This window comes from Kluyvera georgiana ATCC 51603, from assembly GCF_001654985.1.
Taxonomy (GTDB): domain Bacteria; phylum Pseudomonadota; class Gammaproteobacteria; order Enterobacterales; family Enterobacteriaceae; genus Kluyvera; species Kluyvera georgiana.
The window spans coordinates 159,176-175,404 of sequence record NZ_LXEU01000049.1 but is presented as its reverse complement, the minus strand read 5'-3'; the positions used below and the strand labels follow the sequence as shown (position 1 = coordinate 175,404).

Annotated in this window: 16 protein-coding genes, 3 tRNA genes and 1 pseudogene; 13 read left to right on the top strand and 7 right to left on the bottom strand. The window is 56.5% G+C overall.

Going from position 1 to position 16,229, the window contains the following annotated elements; all coding sequences use genetic code 11:
• Nucleotides 1–146: 146 nt before the first annotated feature.
• Nucleotides 147–2,228 (bottom strand): TonB-dependent siderophore receptor, encoded by a 2,082-nt coding sequence (locus M989_RS12630; protein ID WP_074398784.1) that lies wholly within the window; start codon nucleotides 2,226–2,228, stop codon nucleotides 147–149.
• A gap of 513 nt (nucleotides 2,229–2,741) precedes the next feature.
• Between M989_RS12630 and M989_RS12625 the strand changes: the two genes are divergently transcribed.
• From M989_RS12625 to M989_RS12595, 7 genes and pseudogenes are all read left to right on the top strand, one after another.
• Nucleotides 2,742–3,563, top strand: coding sequence for an ABC transporter ATP-binding protein (locus tag M989_RS12625; protein WP_064545773.1), 822 nt, complete (start codon nucleotides 2,742–2,744; stop codon nucleotides 3,561–3,563).
• Nucleotides 3,563–4,588, top strand: coding sequence for a FecCD family ABC transporter permease (locus M989_RS12620; RefSeq protein WP_064545770.1), 1,026 nt, complete (start codon nucleotides 3,563–3,565; stop codon nucleotides 4,586–4,588). The genes M989_RS12625 and M989_RS12620 overlap by 1 nt, the downstream gene beginning before the upstream one ends.
• Complete coding sequence (locus M989_RS12615) at nucleotides 4,585–5,637, top strand: FecCD family ABC transporter permease (protein ID WP_064545768.1); 1,053 nt, start codon at nucleotides 4,585–4,587, stop codon at nucleotides 5,635–5,637. Before M989_RS12620 ends, M989_RS12615 begins: the two co-directional genes overlap by 4 nt.
• A gap of 8 nt (nucleotides 5,638–5,645) precedes the next feature.
• Nucleotides 5,646–6,596 (top strand): ABC transporter substrate-binding protein, encoded by a 951-nt coding sequence (locus M989_RS12610; RefSeq protein WP_157093547.1) that lies wholly within the window; start codon nucleotides 5,646–5,648, stop codon nucleotides 6,594–6,596.
• Nucleotides 6,562–7,492 (top strand): annotated as a pseudogene (locus M989_RS12605) (MurR/RpiR family transcriptional regulator). Before M989_RS12610 ends, M989_RS12605 begins: the two are co-directional and overlap by 35 nt.
• 128 nt (nucleotides 7,493–7,620) lie before the next feature.
• Nucleotides 7,621–8,496 carry an NAD(P)-dependent oxidoreductase gene (locus tag M989_RS12600; protein ID WP_064545765.1) on the top strand — a complete coding sequence of 292 codons (876 nt, stop codon included), beginning with the start codon at nucleotides 7,621–7,623 and terminating at the stop codon, nucleotides 8,494–8,496.
• Nucleotides 8,497–8,513: 17 nt separating this feature from the next.
• A complete protein-coding gene (locus M989_RS12595; protein WP_064545764.1) occupies nucleotides 8,514–9,383 on the top strand; it encodes an oxygenase MpaB family protein in 870 nt (289 codons plus the stop codon).
• Nucleotides 9,384–9,434: 51 nt separating this feature from the next.
• Here M989_RS12595 and M989_RS25570 read toward each other — a convergent pair whose 3' ends face one another.
• The gene (locus tag M989_RS25570) at nucleotides 9,435–9,575 is read right to left on the bottom strand and encodes a hypothetical protein (RefSeq protein WP_100250004.1); all 141 of its coding nucleotides are present in this window, start codon (nucleotides 9,573–9,575) and stop codon (nucleotides 9,435–9,437) included.
• A gap of 249 nt (nucleotides 9,576–9,824) precedes the next feature.
• Between M989_RS25570 and M989_RS12590 the strand changes: the two genes are divergently transcribed.
• Nucleotides 9,825–10,031, top strand: coding sequence for a glycogen synthesis protein GlgS (locus tag M989_RS12590; protein ID WP_064545763.1), 207 nt, complete (start codon nucleotides 9,825–9,827; stop codon nucleotides 10,029–10,031).
• 101 nt (nucleotides 10,032–10,132) lie between these two features.
• On the opposite strand, the gene M989_RS12585 is transcribed toward M989_RS12590, so the two are convergent.
• Complete coding sequence (locus M989_RS12585; RefSeq protein WP_064545761.1) at nucleotides 10,133–11,422, bottom strand: uracil/xanthine transporter; 1,290 nt, start codon at nucleotides 11,420–11,422, stop codon at nucleotides 10,133–10,135.
• Between the two features lie 145 nt (nucleotides 11,423–11,567).
• The gene (locus tag M989_RS12580) at nucleotides 11,568–12,521 is read right to left on the bottom strand and encodes a LysR family transcriptional regulator (protein ID WP_064545759.1); all 954 of its coding nucleotides are present in this window, start codon (nucleotides 12,519–12,521) and stop codon (nucleotides 11,568–11,570) included.
• A 154-nt stretch (nucleotides 12,522–12,675) separates the two neighbouring features.
• Between M989_RS12580 and M989_RS12575 the strand changes: the two genes are divergently transcribed.
• The 5 genes from M989_RS12575 to M989_RS12555 all read left to right on the top strand — a co-directional run bounded on the left by M989_RS12575 (nucleotide 12,676) and on the right by M989_RS12555 (nucleotide 15,872).
• On the top strand, nucleotides 12,676–13,191 hold the full coding sequence (locus tag M989_RS12575) for an NAD(P)H-dependent oxidoreductase (RefSeq protein WP_245191256.1): 516 nt from the start codon (nucleotides 12,676–12,678) through the stop codon (nucleotides 13,189–13,191).
• Nucleotides 13,192–13,207: 16 nt separating this feature from the next.
• Complete coding sequence (locus M989_RS12570) at nucleotides 13,208–14,191, top strand: aldo/keto reductase (protein ID WP_064545751.1); 984 nt, start codon at nucleotides 13,208–13,210, stop codon at nucleotides 14,189–14,191.
• 134 nt (nucleotides 14,192–14,325) lie between these two features.
• Nucleotides 14,326–14,964: a carboxymuconolactone decarboxylase family protein gene (locus M989_RS12565; protein ID WP_064545749.1), complete on the top strand. Its 639-nt coding sequence runs from the start codon at nucleotides 14,326–14,328 to the stop codon at nucleotides 14,962–14,964.
• Nucleotides 14,965–15,087: 123 nt separating this feature from the next.
• Nucleotides 15,088–15,426 carry a thiosulfate sulfurtransferase PspE gene (gene pspE, locus M989_RS12560; protein WP_064545747.1) on the top strand — a complete coding sequence of 113 codons (339 nt, stop codon included), beginning with the start codon at nucleotides 15,088–15,090 and terminating at the stop codon, nucleotides 15,424–15,426.
• Nucleotides 15,427–15,554: 128 nt separating this feature from the next.
• Nucleotides 15,555–15,872 (top strand): putative quinol monooxygenase, encoded by a 318-nt coding sequence (locus M989_RS12555; protein ID WP_064545745.1) that lies wholly within the window; start codon nucleotides 15,555–15,557, stop codon nucleotides 15,870–15,872.
• Between the two features lie 48 nt (nucleotides 15,873–15,920).
• Here M989_RS12555 and M989_RS12550 read toward each other — a convergent pair.
• From M989_RS12550 to M989_RS12540, 3 genes are all read right to left on the bottom strand, one after another.
• Nucleotides 15,921–15,997: transfer RNA gene (locus M989_RS12550), tRNA-Val, on the bottom strand.
• Between the two features lie 4 nt (nucleotides 15,998–16,001).
• A tRNA-Val gene (locus M989_RS12545) sits at nucleotides 16,002–16,078 on the bottom strand.
• A 4-nt stretch (nucleotides 16,079–16,082) separates the two neighbouring features.
• Nucleotides 16,083–16,159 (bottom strand) — tRNA-Val (locus tag M989_RS12540).
• Nucleotides 16,160–16,229 lie beyond the last annotated feature (70 nt).

Below are 16,229 nucleotides of genomic sequence, written 5' to 3'. Positions count from 1 at the left end.
CACTCTAATCCCTCAAAGTCAAAAATGTTGTCTAAAAGTTAAAGCGACTATTATGCGTAAGCGGACTGTAGGGAAGTGATGAGGGATTGAAAGAGTATGTAAAGGTTAGCCCTCTCTGGCTAAGAGAGGGCTGGGCGTTGGCGAAATCAGAAGGCCATTTTTACCGTAAACTGCACTTCGCGCGGGTCGCCAATCTGGTTACCCAGATTATTGCTGGCTATCGATGAGGTGTAGTAGGTCTTGTCGAACAGGTTCTTCACGTTCACCTGCAACGTAACCGGGTACTGTAGCTTCATCCTGTAGGCGGCAAAGACATCCGCGACCGCGTAGCCGGGCAGGTAGTAATCTGCGCCGTTGGTACCGGAGCGGCGGCTCAACGCATGCCCCCCGGCGCCGAGCGTGAGCGTGTTGCTCTCATAGACGTTGTTAATGTCATAGGTCAGGAACAGCGATCCGGTATGGCGCGGCACGTTGGGCAGCGGTTTACCGGCGTATTCCGGATCTTCCTCGACTTTAGCATCGGTGTAGCCGTAGCTGGCAATGACGTTAAGGTTTTCACTCAGCGAACCGGCAACATCCACCTCAATCCCACGCGAGCGTACTTTGCCCGCGGTTTTGGCGTAGGTCTCGTCGCCAATGGTTTCGGTATAAAGCACGTTACGTTTGTGAATATCAAAGAAGGTGATATTAGAGGTCACGCCGTCGAACAGGTCGAATTTAGCCCCCACTTCATAAGCCGTGGACTCTTCCGGCGGTAGGTCGCCAATATAGCTGGCGATGGACGATTGCGGCATAAACGACTGCGCAACGTTGCCGAACAGCGAAACGGTGGGTGACACCTTGTACACAAGGCCAAACTTCGGCGTCAGCTTTTCGTCCCGGCTGTCGGTGTTTTCTTTGAACGGACGACCTTTTCCTGCGTACTGGGTGTAGTACTGATAGCGCACGCCCGCCACGGCAATCCACTTATCCGTCAAATAGAGCGCGTCCTGCAAATACGTCGCGTAGGTTTCCTGCTGAATGCGCTGATCGCTATCGGCCGCCGATACGGTGGTGCATTTATCCAGCGTCCCGTAGATCGGGTGATAGATGTTGAGGCTGTTCTTGACGTTTTTGCAGCGGATCATATCGGTACGCAGCAGGTCATAATTTTCATAGGCGATGCCGGTAAGCAACTCATTATAGAAACCGCCAATCACCACATTGCCCTGCAAATCGGCCCGCGTGGCATGCATCCGTTGGGTCGAGCCCTGCGTCGCGTCGACACGGCGGGTCAGGTTGCCGGTTTTGGCATCGTAGGCCATCACGCGAGCCTGGTTGTCACTGTACATATCCTGGCTAAAGCTGTAGTCAAAACGCGCGGTCCACTGGCTGTTCAGACGATACTCGGCGTTGAGCTGCGCCAGATCGGAATTGCCATCGGTAATGTTAAACGGCTCGTCGAAGCGTACCTTGCTCGGTACGTTGACCGCCTGACCGGTATTCAGATCGAAAATGGTGCCGCGGTCGAACGGCGTATTGTAGTTACGGTGCGACCACGAAAGGTTAACCGTCGCGTCGTCGCCAAACCAGGTCAGGGAAGGGGCGATAAAACTGCTGCGCTCCTTGCCGAAGTTACGCCAGTAATCTTCATTCTGATATTCGCCAATCAGACGATAGGCCAGTTGGGTGCCTTCAATGGGGCCGGTAACGTCAATCTGTCCGCTACCGCCGCCAAAGCTGCTGGACGTCGCTGAAATATTGCCGGAGAAAATGCGCTCTGGGCGCTTGGTCACGACGTTAATTAATCCACCCGGGTCGAGGATGCCGTACAGCGTGGAAGCAGGGCCTTTTAGCACCTCCACGCGCGAAGTGGCGGCGTTGAAGCTGCGCGGCAGCACGGTACGCAGGCCGTTGGTCATAATCGAACCGTCGCGGTTGGCGCCAAAGCCGCGGCGAGTAAACGCGTCCTGGGTGCCGCCAAGCGTGTTGGTTTGTACCACGTTGGCCACGTTATACAGCGCTTCGTCCAGCGAGGTGGCGTGCTGATCTTCTAATACTTTATCGCTCACCGTGTTGACGACCTGCGGAATATCGAGCAGCGGCATCGACGTTAGCGTGGCGGTAGAACTGCTCAAGGGCTGGTAGCCGTCGGTGACGGTCTGGTCTGCCTGCGCGGTCGTGCCAATAACCGTCATCGCATCTTCTTTTTTCGTGTCGTCGCTGCGGGGCGTTGTTTCAGCCGCCATCAGCGAAGGAGAACTGACGGCCCCCAGAAAGAGGAGTGAAAATAGCGCGCGCCCGGTTGTGCCCGTGAACGTCGGGGAGAAGTGTGTCATCTGTCTGTTTTCCCATAAAAAAACTGCCGATAGATGGCAGCCAAAATTAAAAAATCATTGCCCTGAATTGCGAAAGCTACCCGTTCACATCGCCAAAAATGCTCCGGATATGTAATTGAGAATCATTCAATCACGCAGTGATGTAGTAGTAAATGCAGTCGATGACAAATTTATTTAACGCTGGCGATGCCGATAATTGAGGACGGGATAAACAGGCGTGATGCTATTAAAGAATTGATTTTTTTTGATTTTATTTCTCTCATTTAAAGCGGGAAGACAAGCGGCAGGTTAAAAGCCCGATGAAATGAAGCGGTAATGTAGCGCTATTGACTACTACATAACGGCATAGCATGATCAAAAGAGAATGAGATTTATTTAAAGTGCAGAACGATACCACGTCGTTGCGGCCGGAGAGAAAGAAATATGCCTCAGCGGCAAGAAAACCCGCAGGAACCCGGGATTGTGCTGGTGTCCCTGTGCGCTGGATACGGCGGCCAACGTATCGTCAATGACGTCAATTTGACGCTGCCTGTCGGAAAAATGACGGTGCTGGCAGGAGCGAACGGTTCCGGTAAATCAACCTTGCTGAATACCATCGCGCGGATGCTGAAACCGCTCGGGGGCTGCGTGCGTCTGGACGGGCGAGATATTCATCAGCAGCCGACGAAGCAGGTCGCGCGCCAGTTGGGCCTTCTGCCGCAATCGCCGCTGACGCCAGAAGGGCTGACGGTGTTTGAACTGGTCTCGCGCGGGCGCTACCCGTGGCAGGGACTCATTCGTCAGTGGTCCCCGGAGGATGAGCGTGCGGTGGAAGAAGCGCTGCGCCTGACCGGCACGCTTGAATACGCGCATTTGACGGTGGACAGCCTTTCCGGCGGCCAGCGCCAACGCTGCTGGATAGCGATGGCGCTGGCGCAGCAAACGCCGACTATCCTGCTGGATGAACCCACTACCTGGCTCGATCTCCGCTACCAGGTGGAAATTCTTGAACTGCTACAACAGCTGACCCGTGAACATGGACGAACGGTGGTTACCGTGTTGCACGACCTTAATTTCGCCGTGAACTATGCCGACACGCTGGTGTTTATGAAGCAGGGGCGGGTGGCGGGCGTGATTAACGACTCGCAGGACTGTACGCCCGCGCTGATTAAGCAGGTGTTCGACGTAGATGTGCAGATGCTGCATAACCCACAGAGCGGTAAGCCCCTGTTTATGCCGTTTAGCGCCCGGCCGGTGACCGCCTGATGTCGATACAAAGCGTGCTTACGCGCCGAAGCGCAGGTTATCCGTCAGTCGCGTTTACGGTACTCGGCTGTCTGTTATGCGTTGCGGCGGTGATTCATCTTGGACTGGGCGCGCGCACGATTGCACCGCGCGTCGTTGTCGATGCGCTGCTGCACTATGACCCGCACAATTTTGATCACCGTATCATCGTGAGTCTGCGTTTAACTCGCCTGCTGGCGGCGTTAATGACCGGGGCCGCGCTGGGCGTCGCCGGTCTGCTGCTGCAAACGGTTATCCGCAACCCGTTGGGTGAACCGCATATTCTCGGTCTGAACGCCGGGGCGACGCTGGCGGTAGTGGCCTGTTCGGCGGCCGGGATCTCGTTCGGCGAATGGGGAGTCAGCCGCCCTCTGACCGCGGCCGGCGGCGCGGCACTGCTGTTCGGCCTGGTGATGCTGCTGGCTTCCACCGGACGCGCAGGGGCGACGGCGATGAAGATTACTCTCTGCGGCGTGGCGCTGTCGGCGTTTGCCTCGGCGGTGACCGCTTCGATTCTTATCCTTGATGAGCAGACGCTCCAGGCCATGCGGACCTGGCTGGCGGGCGATTTGTCGGGCGTCAGCACGTATACGCTACGCATCGCCAGCATTCCAGCGCTGTTGGGCGTACTGCTGGCGGCGTGCCTCGCCCCCCGGCTGAATATTCTGGCGCTCGGCGACCGCGTGGCGAGCGGGCTGGGCGTTGCGGTGACCCGTACGCGCATACTGGGCGTGCTGGCGATTGCGCTGCTGTGCGGGGCATCGGTGTCCATTGCCGGCCCTATCGGTTTTATCGGGCTGGTGGTGCCGCACGCCATTCGTCGCTGGGCCGGGCAGGATATTCGTATCGGGCTGCTGCTGGCGCTACCGACCGGCGCATTATTGTTGCTGCTGGCCGATATACTGGCCCGCTGGCTGCTGGCGCCGCAGGAACTGGCGACCGGCGTGATGACCGCGCTGGTCGGCGCGCCGATTTTTATCGCCATTGCCGTGAGGTTTTTTAAATGAGGCGCGCGTTAAGTAAAGCGGGTTTTCGCCCTTTGACGTGGGGGCCATTTCGTGTACTGCTGCGTCCCCGACAGGTAAAGATAGCCGCCGTGCTGGCGTTGGCGGTGGGGTTGCTGGTGATTTACGGCGTGACGCGCGGCTCGCTGCCTATTCCCACCAGCGCCATTGGCCGCGCGCTGTTTTATCCGGACGTACTTAGCGCTCAGCAGATGTATATCGTGCGCGATATTCGCCTACCGCGCCTGCTGATGGCTGTCTTCTGCGGCGGCATGCTGGGGCTGGCCGGGGCGGCGATGCAGTCGATCACCCGCAACGGTCTGGCTGACCCGGGGCTGATTGGCGTGAAAGAGGGCACCAGCGTGGTGGTGCTGACGTTGATTCTGGCTTTTCCTTCGCTGAGCCTGACATGGCGTCCGCTCGCGGGAATGCTCGGTGGCATGCTGGTTGCGCTGGTGGTGATGGTACTGGCGCGCGATCTTTCGCGCCCGCGCTTTATTTTGATTGGCATCGGCGTGTCGTGGGCGCTGTCGGCGGCGATGGGGCTGTTTGTCACTACGGCGGATATTCGTGATGTACAAACGGCAATGACCTGGCTTGCGGGTAGCCTGCATGCGGCGACCTGGCCGCTGCTGGCGGTCGCCGTCGCGTGGGCGCTACCGGCGGTGGTCATCCTCTACCTGAGCGCCCGAGCGGCGGACGTGGCGATGTTGGGCAATCAGGTTGCCAGCAGCCTCGGCGTTCGCCTGGCGCGGCTGACGCTGCTGCGTTTCCTCGCGCCGGTTGTGCTGACGGCCGCGAGCGTCTCGTGCGTGGGGAGCCTTGGATTCGTTGGACTGATGGCGCCGCATATGGCGCGTTTTCTCCTTCCCGGCGGCCAGGTGTCGTTGCTGACCGGCAGCGCGCTGATTGGCGCTTTGCTGGTGTTATTGACCGATACGCTTGGCCGACTGGCGTTTGCTCCGCTACAAATTCCGGCTGGAATCATCATTTCGCTGATTGGCTGCCCCTTTTTTATTTTACTGTTGTGGCGTCGTCGCGACGCTTTATGAGGTTCAGGATGACTTTTCGAGGGTTATTACCCGCTTTGTGGCTGATAAGCGCGGTTGCCGGTGCGCAAACGCAGGCATTCACCGACGATCTCGGGCGTGTCGTGCAGGTGCCGGCACATCCGAAGCGCATTGTTTCTATGCACGATCTTGATATTACCATCCCGCTGATTGAGCTGGGGGCACCGCCGGTGGCGAGCCACGGGCGCACGCGTCCGGATGGCAGCCACTATCTGCGTTCAAGCGCGCAGTTGACCGGCGTGGATTTCGATAATAGCGACATTAAATTCATCGGCACCGCCGACATTGACCTTGAAGCGGTGGCGGCGGCGAAACCGGATCTGATTATCACCGAGCCAAATCGTAACGTGCCGATTGAACAGCTGGCGAAGATTGCGCCAACGGTGAGTATTGACCATCTGCTGGGTAGCGCGCCGCGGATTTACCGCAAGCTGGCGCAGCTGACCGGCACTGAGGCACGTCTGGCGATACTCGACCGACGCTATCAGGCGCAGATCCAACAGCTGAAACAGACCGTGGATACGCAGAAAATCACCGTTTCGGTGATTCAGGCCAATAACGGCAAGATAACGGTTCATCATTCTTACCATGCCCTTGGCCGCGTGCTGCGTGATGCGGGCTTCCGTTTCCCTGCGCTGATTGAGCACATCCCGGACGGCGAGCGCATTGATGTCAGCGCCGAGCAGTTGCCGGATCTTGACGCCGATTTTGTCTTTGCCACCTGGCGCTCTGATACCGGTGGTAAACCGCAGGATGAAAGGGCTGAGATGGAGAAAGTGCTGCCGGGCTGGTGTGACTTTATGCTTGCCTGTCGCAGCGGACATTATGTGCTGCTGCCGCGCGAAGAGGTCATTTCTAACTCGTATGCCGCCTTAAGCCTGCTGGTGGCGGAAGTCCAGTCGCATATTGCCGGAAGACCGATTCCGCAGGAGGTCAAATGAGCCCGCCGGTAGCCCGTCACGAAAAGCGACGGGTGGATTTGTTTGGCGAACGTCTGCGTAGCCGTACCCCCCAGCTCTCACCGCGTTTACTGACCGTCGTCAACTGGATTGATGACAATCGCGAAGCGGTGCTTGACCACACGGCGATGGAAATCGCCGCCGCCACGCAAACCTCGGACGCTACGGTGGTCCGCGCCATTCAGGCGCTTGGCTTTGCCGGGCTGCGCGATCTCAAGCAAACCATGCAGCACTGGTTTGGCCCGACCATCAGCTCTGCAGAAAAAATGGTCACCACCGTTGCGGCACTCACCAGCGATGTTAGCTCAAGTATTGATTTCGTGCTGGAGGGGCACCTGCGTGCCTGCGAGATGCTCGCCACGCCGGATAACCGTGCGGCGATTGCTCAGGCGGTAGCATTACTGAGTGAAGCTCGCCAGGTGGCACTGTTTGGCATTGGCGCATCGGGTATTTTAAGTGAGTACACTGCACGGTTATTCAACCGCATCGGCCTGCCGTCTTACGTGCTGAATCGCACGGGGTTTAGCCTGGCCGAGCAGTTGATATCGCTGCAGCGCGGCGATGTGCTGATTATGATGGGCCAGAAGTCACCGCACCGTGAGGGGCTGACCACGCTCCGGGAGGCGGAACGCTTAGGTATTCCGACGATTTTGCTGACCCAGGCGACCGACTCGCGGTTTAGCGAGATGTCGCAGGTGGTGATTCACGTACCGCGCGGCGAAAATGGCCGGGTACCGCTGCACGGGACGGTCATGGTGTGCCTGGAAATGCTGGTCTTATCGGTGGCGTCCACCGCGTCGCAGCGCACGATTCGCTCGATGAAACGTATTCACGATCTGCACAAAGCCATCGGTAAATCCGGTGGGCGAAAAGGGTAATCGCGCAAACTTTGCTAATGTCAGACCTCACGGTCGGAAACTATGATAGGTCGCAGGATTATCCGGTTGCTTTTTGGTCGGAAAATCATCAGGCTACAAAAAACGACCGAACATGTGAGGAGAGAGAAATGAAGGCACTGCCTGCGGTAGCGGTTCTGGGTTTAGGCGCAATGGGGCATGCATTTGCCGCCAACCTGCTCAAAAAAGGGTTCACGGTGTACGGCTGGAACCGCACGCCTGGGCGAGGGGAAGACCTCCAATCTCACGGTCTCCAGCTGTGCAACGACGCGGCACTGGCCGTAGCCGATGCGTCAGTTATTATCGCGATGCTCACAGACGGTGCCGCCACGCAGGCGATTATCCGCGCCATTGCGCCGTCCTGCCCGCAGGGCGCGACATTCTGCCAGATGGGGACCATCGGTATTCAGGAAACCGCCGAGTCGATTGCGCTGCTTCATGCGCTGCGACCGGATATGCTGTATCTCGATGCCCCGGTTTCGGGCACCAAAGCCCCGGCGGAAAACGCGCAAATTCTGGTAATGGCAAGCGGCGACCAGACGCGTGCCGGCGCCGCGCAGCAGGTATTCGACGCGATTTCTCGCGGCACCCAGTGGTACGGCGAGGCGGGCAATAGCCAGAAAATGAAGCTGGTGATTAACGCCTGGCTTATCGCCATGATGCAGGGCGTCGCAGAGAGCATGCAGCTGGCAAAACAGTTTGGCTTCACGCCAGACCAGCTGTGGGAAACGCTGGAAGGCGGCCCGCTGGCGGCACCCTATGTGAAGGGCAAGCTGGAGATGATCCGCAAAGAGGATTACACCCCGCAGATGCAGCTTCAGCATGCGCTGAAAGACGCACGTCTGGCACTGGAGAATGCGCCGCAGGGAACGATGCCGATGATGAGCGATATCGCCGCACTGTGGGAAAAAGCCGCGCAAAACGGGCTGGCCGAACGGGATCTGGCGGCGGTCTACGCGTGGTTGGATAACGCGCGTCAGGGCTGACGGCGAAGGGGACGGAAATGGAATGGCTACGCCAGCGAATTGAACATCAGGTGCTGGGCCTGACGGGAATGGCGCTTAAGGAAATTGATTTTGAGCACCCGGTCGGCGAACCGGGGCTGTTTGGCCCGCAGTCGGCCATCTGGCCAGTGCACGGTGACTTTACCTCTATGCTGTGCGGTGGCATCAGCGCGCTACTGTTGCAGATGCTGCACCCGCTGGCGCTGGCAGGCGTCTGGGATCATTCGTCGTTCCGCGAAGATATCTTTGGCCGCCTGCGCCGCACCAGCCAGTTTATTTCCGCCACCACTTTTGCCACGGAACCGGATGCCGAACGGCTGATCGCCAAAGTGAAAGCCATCCACATGCGTATTAGCGGTACCGACGTTGACGGGACACCGTACGCCGCCAGCGATCCGGATTTATTGACCTGGGTGCATGTGGCCGAATGCAGTTCGTTTATGGCCTCGCACCTGCGCTATCGGCGCACGGTGGTCACGCCTGCACGGCAAGCACAATACTTTATTGAATCGGCCAGCATTGCCGAAAAACTGGGGGCGCGCAATGTGCCCAAAACGCCACAGGCGGTGGCGGACTATCTCGAACAGATGCGCCCGCAACTGCGCTGCGATGCGCGTACCCGGGAAGTGGCAAGGGTTTTGATGACCACCCGGCTGCCAGGGCGTTTCGCGCAGCCTGCGGGGATGATTTTTATGAAAGCCGGTATCGATCTGCTGCCCGACTGGGCCCAGGAGATGCTGGATTTACGGCTGAACTCGTTGGAACAGCGAGTGGTTCGCGGTGGCGTGCATCTGATTGCGGCCGTTCTGCGCCGCTCGGTACGCAATGGCGCTTATCATTGCGCGATGCGGCGTATGCAGCGTAGATGAATGTGAAAAAGTGAGCGATAAAAAAGCCGGCACTGAGTGCCGGCCTTTTTATCAGATTTTGCAGGCATCGCCGCAGTCATCATCGGCGATAATCGCCTGCGCTTTTTTGTCTGCATCGTCCAGACGTTCCGCATTGCGCTCTTGCGCTTCTTCCAGACCGTCAAAAACCAGGTTATCGAGATCAATTTCCATTAGTTATGTACTCACTCTGTTCTACACTTGTCACAGTATATTGCAAAAGTGTTGATTGATGTACCCGCTTATGGACGTGACCGCCTATTCAGCACGAAGCGTCATCCCTGTTCCGGCCTTTTTGCCGAAATGTGACGTAGCGCCGCTGAAATGCGCACGCAGTGTTCAAAGAGATATCGATAACAGGCGAATACTGGAAACAGGAAAGCATATAACCTTAAAACGAGTACCAGATCGGAGGGATATGCAATGCAGAAACAGGATCTACAAGCATTAACTAATTTTGATTTTCTGGCCCGCAGTTTTGCACATATGTACGCGTCAGGCCATCCCATCGACATCAGCACGATCACTGGCAACATGAACGAGCAGCAGAGAATCTGGTTTTGTGCGCGGTACGACCATTACCGAAAGCAGGCTGAAAGGGCCAAAGCGCAAGCGCTGGAAATGTGTTAATCATTAGCGGGCCGAATGGCCCGTTCTTATTCAACCGGGCACGTTCAGTGCCCGTTGTTGTTTCCAGATAATGGCGTTATCCGGAACCTTTATCTGATGCGCTACCACGGAATGATGTTATCCAGCAACACAGACAGCAGGATACCGACCAGCAGGCCGTTGCTGAGCAGCGGGCGAAGGGGGAGCTGAACATCCTGCAGATACACGGGTGGCAGACTCATCAGGAATAGCCCAACAAACAGCGGCAGCGCCAGGCGATAGATATTCCGCGAGGTAAACTTGACCTGCTGGCTGAAAGCGAGGCTAGAGAATAGCAACGGCAGATAGGAAACCAGCATCACCGCGCTGCTGACGCCCAACGGAATGGCGCAGAAGAAGCGGGTGAGAGGGGTGATGAGTGCGACCAACAGGAATAGTATTCCGCCGTAGAAGAAGGAGCGTCGCGAGCTATCGCCGGTCTGGGTTAACAATCCCACGGAAGACACAAACGGGGAAAACGGGATGACGGCGAACGGTACCGTCACCAGCGTAATGATGCCGGAGACGATAAAACTGCGGCGATAGTGAGCGCCGCTGGCCGTAGACGATGGGTAAAATACGTCGGTACCGCGAATTGCGCCATAGGTGTTGCTGATGTTAACCAGCCCGGTCATTACGGCGGTCAGAATAATTCCCGGCGACAGCACGCCATGGCTGCCGAGCGGGAACCACTGCCAGTTCAGCTCACCGAAGGCGGTATCTGCGGCCCCAAAACAGAGACGCCAGATCGCCCAACCCACCACGGTACCTATCAGCAGCGCGTAGCGCGAAATACGCGGCGGCAGGAAAATAATCAGGCCAATCACAAACAGCATCACCGCCACCGAGAGCAGAAACGGGGCGAGCGACAGACTAACGGTAGTCCTGGCAATGCCAAAAGGCAGCCCCAACATACCCTTAAAGAAAATCGCCGTGAGCTGTGCCCCGAGCAGAAGCATAAAGGTGACCATCACCGTTGGGGTAAACAACTTCGCCAGCCGGTTCCCCAGCCCGCTGATGCCGATGAGGATGGTGAGCACCGCCGAGATCGCAATACCTACCGCCAGACTGCTGGCGATATCATTCAACGGCGTACCGCGCGACGCTTCGGCCAGCGTAATTGTCAGGATCGTTCCCCACCACAGGCCGGTAGGGCCTTCCATAATGGCGCGGCGATGGCCGCAGAACGTTTGTAGCAGACAGGCAACGGCGGTGGTCAGGAACGCATACTGCGTCAGCATCAGCAGGCTGCTTGCTGGGAGGTGGAAGGCGGAAACCAGGGTGGGAGGGACCACCACGGTATTGCAGAAGATAAAGAAGAACCATTGAAAACCGGACAGCAGGTTTTCGCGTGAAAAGAGAGAAATCGGCATAGGGCACATTCGTAAATAAACGCTACTGTATGCTTTTCTGTCACTCCTCGGGAAAAATCAGCACTAACGGCCTGAAAAGCGGAATGAAATGCCGCCCAGGCAGCATGAAATGCATTATTTGTGTGATGAATATATTGATTATCGCCTATGCAGCAAACTCAGCCAGTCTGGAAAGCGGGAAATGCAGCGAGGGATCCTGCCTCAGGATATCCAGCAGATACTCAATCGTCACTCGTACGCGGGGGGCGATCAGCGCCCGATGCGGATACTGAATCACCATTTCATAGCTGCCGGGATCGTGCTGACCAAAGAGTAATACTTTCAACTGACCGGTTTGCAGGTGCGTGATGGCGTGATGGACGCCCACCTGCGCAATCCCCAACCCGAGCCGGGCCGCCTGTAGCTGAGCTTCGGGGGCGGAGAGAGTGATGGCCGCAGCGTCGGGTTCAAGCGTGGTCAGGCTATCGTCTGTACCACGGAATCCCCAGGGCGATACTCGTCCGCCAAGAAAGCGACGGGCAATCAGATGGTGGTTTTTGAGATCCTCTGGCGTTTGCGGCACACCATGTTGGGCCAGATAATCCGGCGAAGCGACCAACACCATATTGAGCTGGCAGACCGGGCGTGAAATCAGCGAAGAGTCGACGATACGCCCGCCGCGGATGGCCAGATCGTAACCGTCGCGGACAATATCGGTCACCCGATCGTCAAAATCGACCTCCACGGACAGACCGGGATAGCGTTGACGTAGCTCCGGCAGCGCCGGCAGGAGTTGCTCGCGGCCAAAAGCGGCACTAGTGGAGATGCGCACATGCCCGCGGGTTTCCATTTTGCCGGCCACCACCGTATCGACGGCGGTATCCAGCGCGGCGATGGCAATGCGTGCTTGCTGAAGAAACGCCGCGCCTTCTTCAGTCAGACTCAGCTTACGCGTGGTGCGGTTCATCAGACGAACGCCCAGCGCTTGCTCAAGCCCGGCAATATTTTTGCTGATGGCGGCGGTACTCACTCCCTGAAGACGCGCGGCGGCGGCGAAGCTACCCGCATCGGCAGCATCGATAAATGACGTCATCGCGCGGACGCGCTGCGAGAGTTCCATGGTCGTCTCCTGAACGGGAATCGTGCTTGATTATTATTAACCTGAGGTTGAAAGCACTTCAACCATAAGTGCTATTAAGGTTATCAATCATCGGCCGCATACTGCCAGTCATACAAGATGATGGCACTAAAGTGAGGACGCTATGAAAACGCTGATGATTGTATCCCATCCCTATTTTTCGCAATCGCGGGTGATTCGCGCCCTGCAACACACCGCAGAGCGCGCAGAGAATGTGACGATTCGTCACCTGGAGCAGATGTACGGTAATGATGCGGCGGCCATTGATGTCGCTGCGGAGCAGGCGGCCTACCGCGAGGCCGAGCGCGTGGTTTTTCTCTATCCCACCCACTGGTTTAATTTGACTCCGATGCTCAAAGCCTATCTCAATGAAGTCTGGACCTACGGCTGGGCATTTGGGACAGGCGGTACGGCGTTAAAAGAGAAGCAGTTGCAGGTTGTGACTACCGCTGGCGCTAGCGAGTTGACCTATTCGCATGAGGGGCTGCTGAATAGCACCATGGAAGAGGTGCTGACGCCGATGAAGGCCAGCGCTCGCTATGTGGGGATGCACTATCGTCAGCCGCTGGCGTTTTATGAGGTGGCGAGCGGTAACAAAGACAAGATCGCTGATTTTCAGGCCCGCTTTGCGGCGCAACTGGCTGGAAAATAATGCAGAGGTGCGAGATATGATCAAACGTCAGTTGGGGCAGGGACTGGAAGTTTCCGCGTTATCGCTGGGATCGATGGGCTATGGCAAAGCACGCGATCTGCCGGACCGGGGGCAGATGATTGAACTGCTGCGCAGCGCGGTGGCACGCGGAATGGATTTTTTTGACACCGCGGAGGTTTACGGCCCGTGGACCAACGAGGTGATGGTGGGCGAAGCGCTTGCGCCGGTGCGCCATCAGGTCAAAATTGCCACCAAGTTTGGCTGGGATATCGATCAGCGAACCGGTGAACATCGGGGTGGCGTAAACAGTCGGCCAGAACAGATTCGCCGCTCGGTGGAGGGCAGTCTGAAGCGTCTTGGCACAGACTATATCGATCTGTGCTATCAGCATCGTGTCGACCCTGATGTTCCGATGGAGGATGTCGCAGGAACGGTACAGGATCTGATTGCGGAGGGAAAAGTGCGCTGGTTCGGTATGTCCGAAGCCAGTACTGCCTCTATTCGACGTGCGCATGCGGTGCAACCTCTGGCCGCGTTACAGAGCGAATACTCTTTGTGGACTCGCGAACCCGAAGCGCAGGTGCTTCCCACGCTGCAAGAATTGGGTATCGGTCTGGTCCCCTACAGTCCGTTAGGCAAAGGCTTTTTAACCGGTAAAATAGATGCTGCAACGGTATTTGATGGCAATGATATTCGCGCGAAAACGCCACGCTTTACCGAGGATGCGCGCGCCAGCAATCAGCGTTTGATTATGCTGATTCGTGAGATTGCCGACCGTCATCAAGCCACGCCCGCCCAGGTCGCTTTAGCGTGGCTGTTGGCGCAAAAACCGTGGATTGTCCCGCTGTTTGGCACCCGTAGCCTGAGTCGCTTTGAAGAAAATATTGGCGCGCTCAACGTGCGGTTGGATGAACAGGATTTACAGCGCATCGAGGGAGCCAATATCACTATTCAGGGCGAACGCTATCCGGCTGAAATCCTTCGGTTCTCTGACAGATGACGGCCTCAATTAATGAAATTGAATCATAGCTCAGTTCTGATTCCTCCCTCTAATCATGGGCAAACCGGCTCAGTATACTGTGCTTATTGACCTGCTTTCAGGGGCGCGATGGCGCCCATCACGGAGACAATACCATGCAAAACCCACTGACTCATCAACAACAGGCGATGATCCCGATTGCGGCGTTTACCGCGCGTGGCGACATGAACCGACTGACGCTTGCGCTGAATGAAGGGCTTGACGCGGGGTTAACGGTAAATGAAATCAAAGAGATTTTGGTGCAGCTGTACGCCTACTGCGGCTTCCCGCGTAGCCTGAATGCGCTGGGCTGCTTTATGTCAGTCATCAATGACCGTCAGGTGCGGGGGATTGTCGATGAAGAAGGTAAAACCGCGACGCCGCCGATGGAAAACTGGGACAGCCTGACGGCGGGGACGGAAAATCAGACGCGGCTGGTGGGGCAGACGGTTAGCGGTCCGCTATTTGATTTTGCACCAGCCATAGATGTGTACCTGAAAGCGCATCTGTTTGGCGATATCTTCCAGCGCGATGTACTGGACTGGTCGGCCCGCGAGCTGGCGACCATTTCAGCCCTGGCGGCGATACCGGGGGCGGAGAGCCAGTTGAAAAGCCACTATGCCATCAGCCGTAATAACGGCATCACGCCGGAACAATTCCACGCTTTTGTCGCTGTGCTGGCGGAAAAATGTACGCCCGATATCGCGACTCATGCTCGTACGGTACTGGCGCAGTATCTCAATGAAGCCGTTTAAAGCGTTCAACAGGGTAAAAGAGGGGAACCACGACAAAGGTCACTTTTTTACCTGGCATTGCACCTATTCCATACAAAACAGAGGGCTATAATGCGATATAACGTTCAATAACGAGGAAATACCATGTCTCAACAAGCCCGATTACTGAAAAATATGCTGTTTGCTGGCGCTGTACTGCTGACCTCTACGGCCTCCTGGGCCGCGGAGCACTGGATTGATGTGCGCACCCCGGAACAGTATCAGGAAACGCACGTACAGGGGGCGGTGAATATTCCGCTTAAGCAGTTGGCTGAACGTATTGGGGAAGTGACGCAGGATAAGAATGACACGTTGTATCTGTACTGCAACACCGGCAATCAGTCAGGCAAAGCGGAAACGCTGCTGCAAAAAATGGGCTATAAAAATGCCGTCAATGAAGGTGGCCTAAAAGATGTCGAGAAAAAACAGCCCCTGTTAAAATAGTACTGTCCCCTCGAAAAAAAACCGATTGGCGTAATTAAGACTCCGTTGCTAGCCTGAATAATTCAGGTCTCCGGGTGGGTTCCTCGTGAAGCTACCCGGTTTCATTATTGACGCACGAAGGATCTCACATGAGCGAAGTTAAGATTGTTGCTACCCTGACGCCCCGCCAGGAACATATCGATACCATCAGAAAAGCTGCGCAGGCGATGGTGCCTCTCACGCATCAGGAAGCGGGGTGCTTACAGTACGATCTGCATGAAAGCCGGGCGATTCCCGATGTCCGCGAACTGGCAAATGAAGGCGGTGTGTCGTTTGTTTTTATTGAGCGCTGGAAGTCGGAAGCCGATCTGAAAAAGCACGTAGCGATGCCTTATCATGATGATTTTCTGGCGATTCTGGATGGAAAACTGGATAGCATCAACGTACAGCGATTAACAAAACTGTAAGATTGATTAGCAGAAGAGAGAGAAGAAAAGCGCCATATCGAAGGGATATGGTGCGTTCGATTGGACTCGAACCAACGACCCCCACCATGTCAAGGTGGTGCTCTAACCAACTGAGCTACGAACGCGTAATGGTGCGTTTAATTGGACTCGAACCAACGACCCCCACCATGTCAAGGTGGTGCTCTAACCAACTGAGCTATAAACGCATAATGGTGCGTTCGATTGGACTCGAACCAACGACCCCCACCATGTCAAGGTGGTGCTCTAACCAACTGAGCTACGAACGCATTGTTGCTTGCGGCAACGGGGACGAATATTAGCGGCAGCAGCGGGCTGTGGCAAGCGGAAAATGTGTGA

Bases quoted from the DNA above. Each gene is read 5' to 3' on its own strand.
- M989_RS12580 (WP_064545759.1), bottom strand. From the start codon at position 12,521: ATGGAACTCTCGCAGCGCGTCCGCGCGATGACGTCATTTATCGATGCT.
- M989_RS12590 (WP_064545763.1), top strand. From the start codon at position 9,825: ATGCAGAAACAGGATCTACAAGCATTAACTAATTTTGATTTTCTGGCC.
- M989_RS12570 (WP_064545751.1), top strand. From the start codon at position 13,208: ATGATCAAACGTCAGTTGGGGCAGGGACTGGAAGTTTCCGCGTTATCG.
- M989_RS12615 (WP_064545768.1), top strand. From the start codon at position 4,585: ATGAGGCGCGCGTTAAGTAAAGCGGGTTTTCGCCCTTTGACGTGGGGG.
- M989_RS12600 (WP_064545765.1), top strand. From the start codon at position 7,621: ATGAAGGCACTGCCTGCGGTAGCGGTTCTGGGTTTAGGCGCAATGGGG.
- M989_RS12595 (WP_064545764.1), top strand. From the start codon at position 8,514: ATGGAATGGCTACGCCAGCGAATTGAACATCAGGTGCTGGGCCTGACG.
- pspE (WP_064545747.1), top strand. From the start codon at position 15,088: ATGTCTCAACAAGCCCGATTACTGAAAAATATGCTGTTTGCTGGCGCT.
- M989_RS12555 (WP_064545745.1), top strand. From the start codon at position 15,555: ATGAGCGAAGTTAAGATTGTTGCTACCCTGACGCCCCGCCAGGAACAT.
- M989_RS12620 (WP_064545770.1), top strand. From the start codon at position 3,563: ATGTCGATACAAAGCGTGCTTACGCGCCGAAGCGCAGGTTATCCGTCA.
- M989_RS12585 (WP_064545761.1), bottom strand. From the start codon at position 11,422: ATGCCGATTTCTCTCTTTTCACGCGAAAACCTGCTGTCCGGTTTTCAA.
- M989_RS12630 (WP_074398784.1), bottom strand. From the start codon at position 2,228: ATGGCGGCTGAAACAACGCCCCGCAGCGACGACACGAAAAAAGAAGAT.
- M989_RS12565 (WP_064545749.1), top strand. From the start codon at position 14,326: ATGCAAAACCCACTGACTCATCAACAACAGGCGATGATCCCGATTGCG.
- M989_RS12575 (WP_245191256.1), top strand. From the start codon at position 12,676: ATGATTGTATCCCATCCCTATTTTTCGCAATCGCGGGTGATTCGCGCC.
- M989_RS12625 (WP_064545773.1), top strand. From the start codon at position 2,742: ATGCCTCAGCGGCAAGAAAACCCGCAGGAACCCGGGATTGTGCTGGTG.
- M989_RS25570 (WP_100250004.1), bottom strand. From the start codon at position 9,575: ATGGAAATTGATCTCGATAACCTGGTTTTTGACGGTCTGGAAGAAGCG.
- M989_RS12610 (WP_157093547.1), top strand. From the start codon at position 5,646: ATGACTTTTCGAGGGTTATTACCCGCTTTGTGGCTGATAAGCGCGGTT.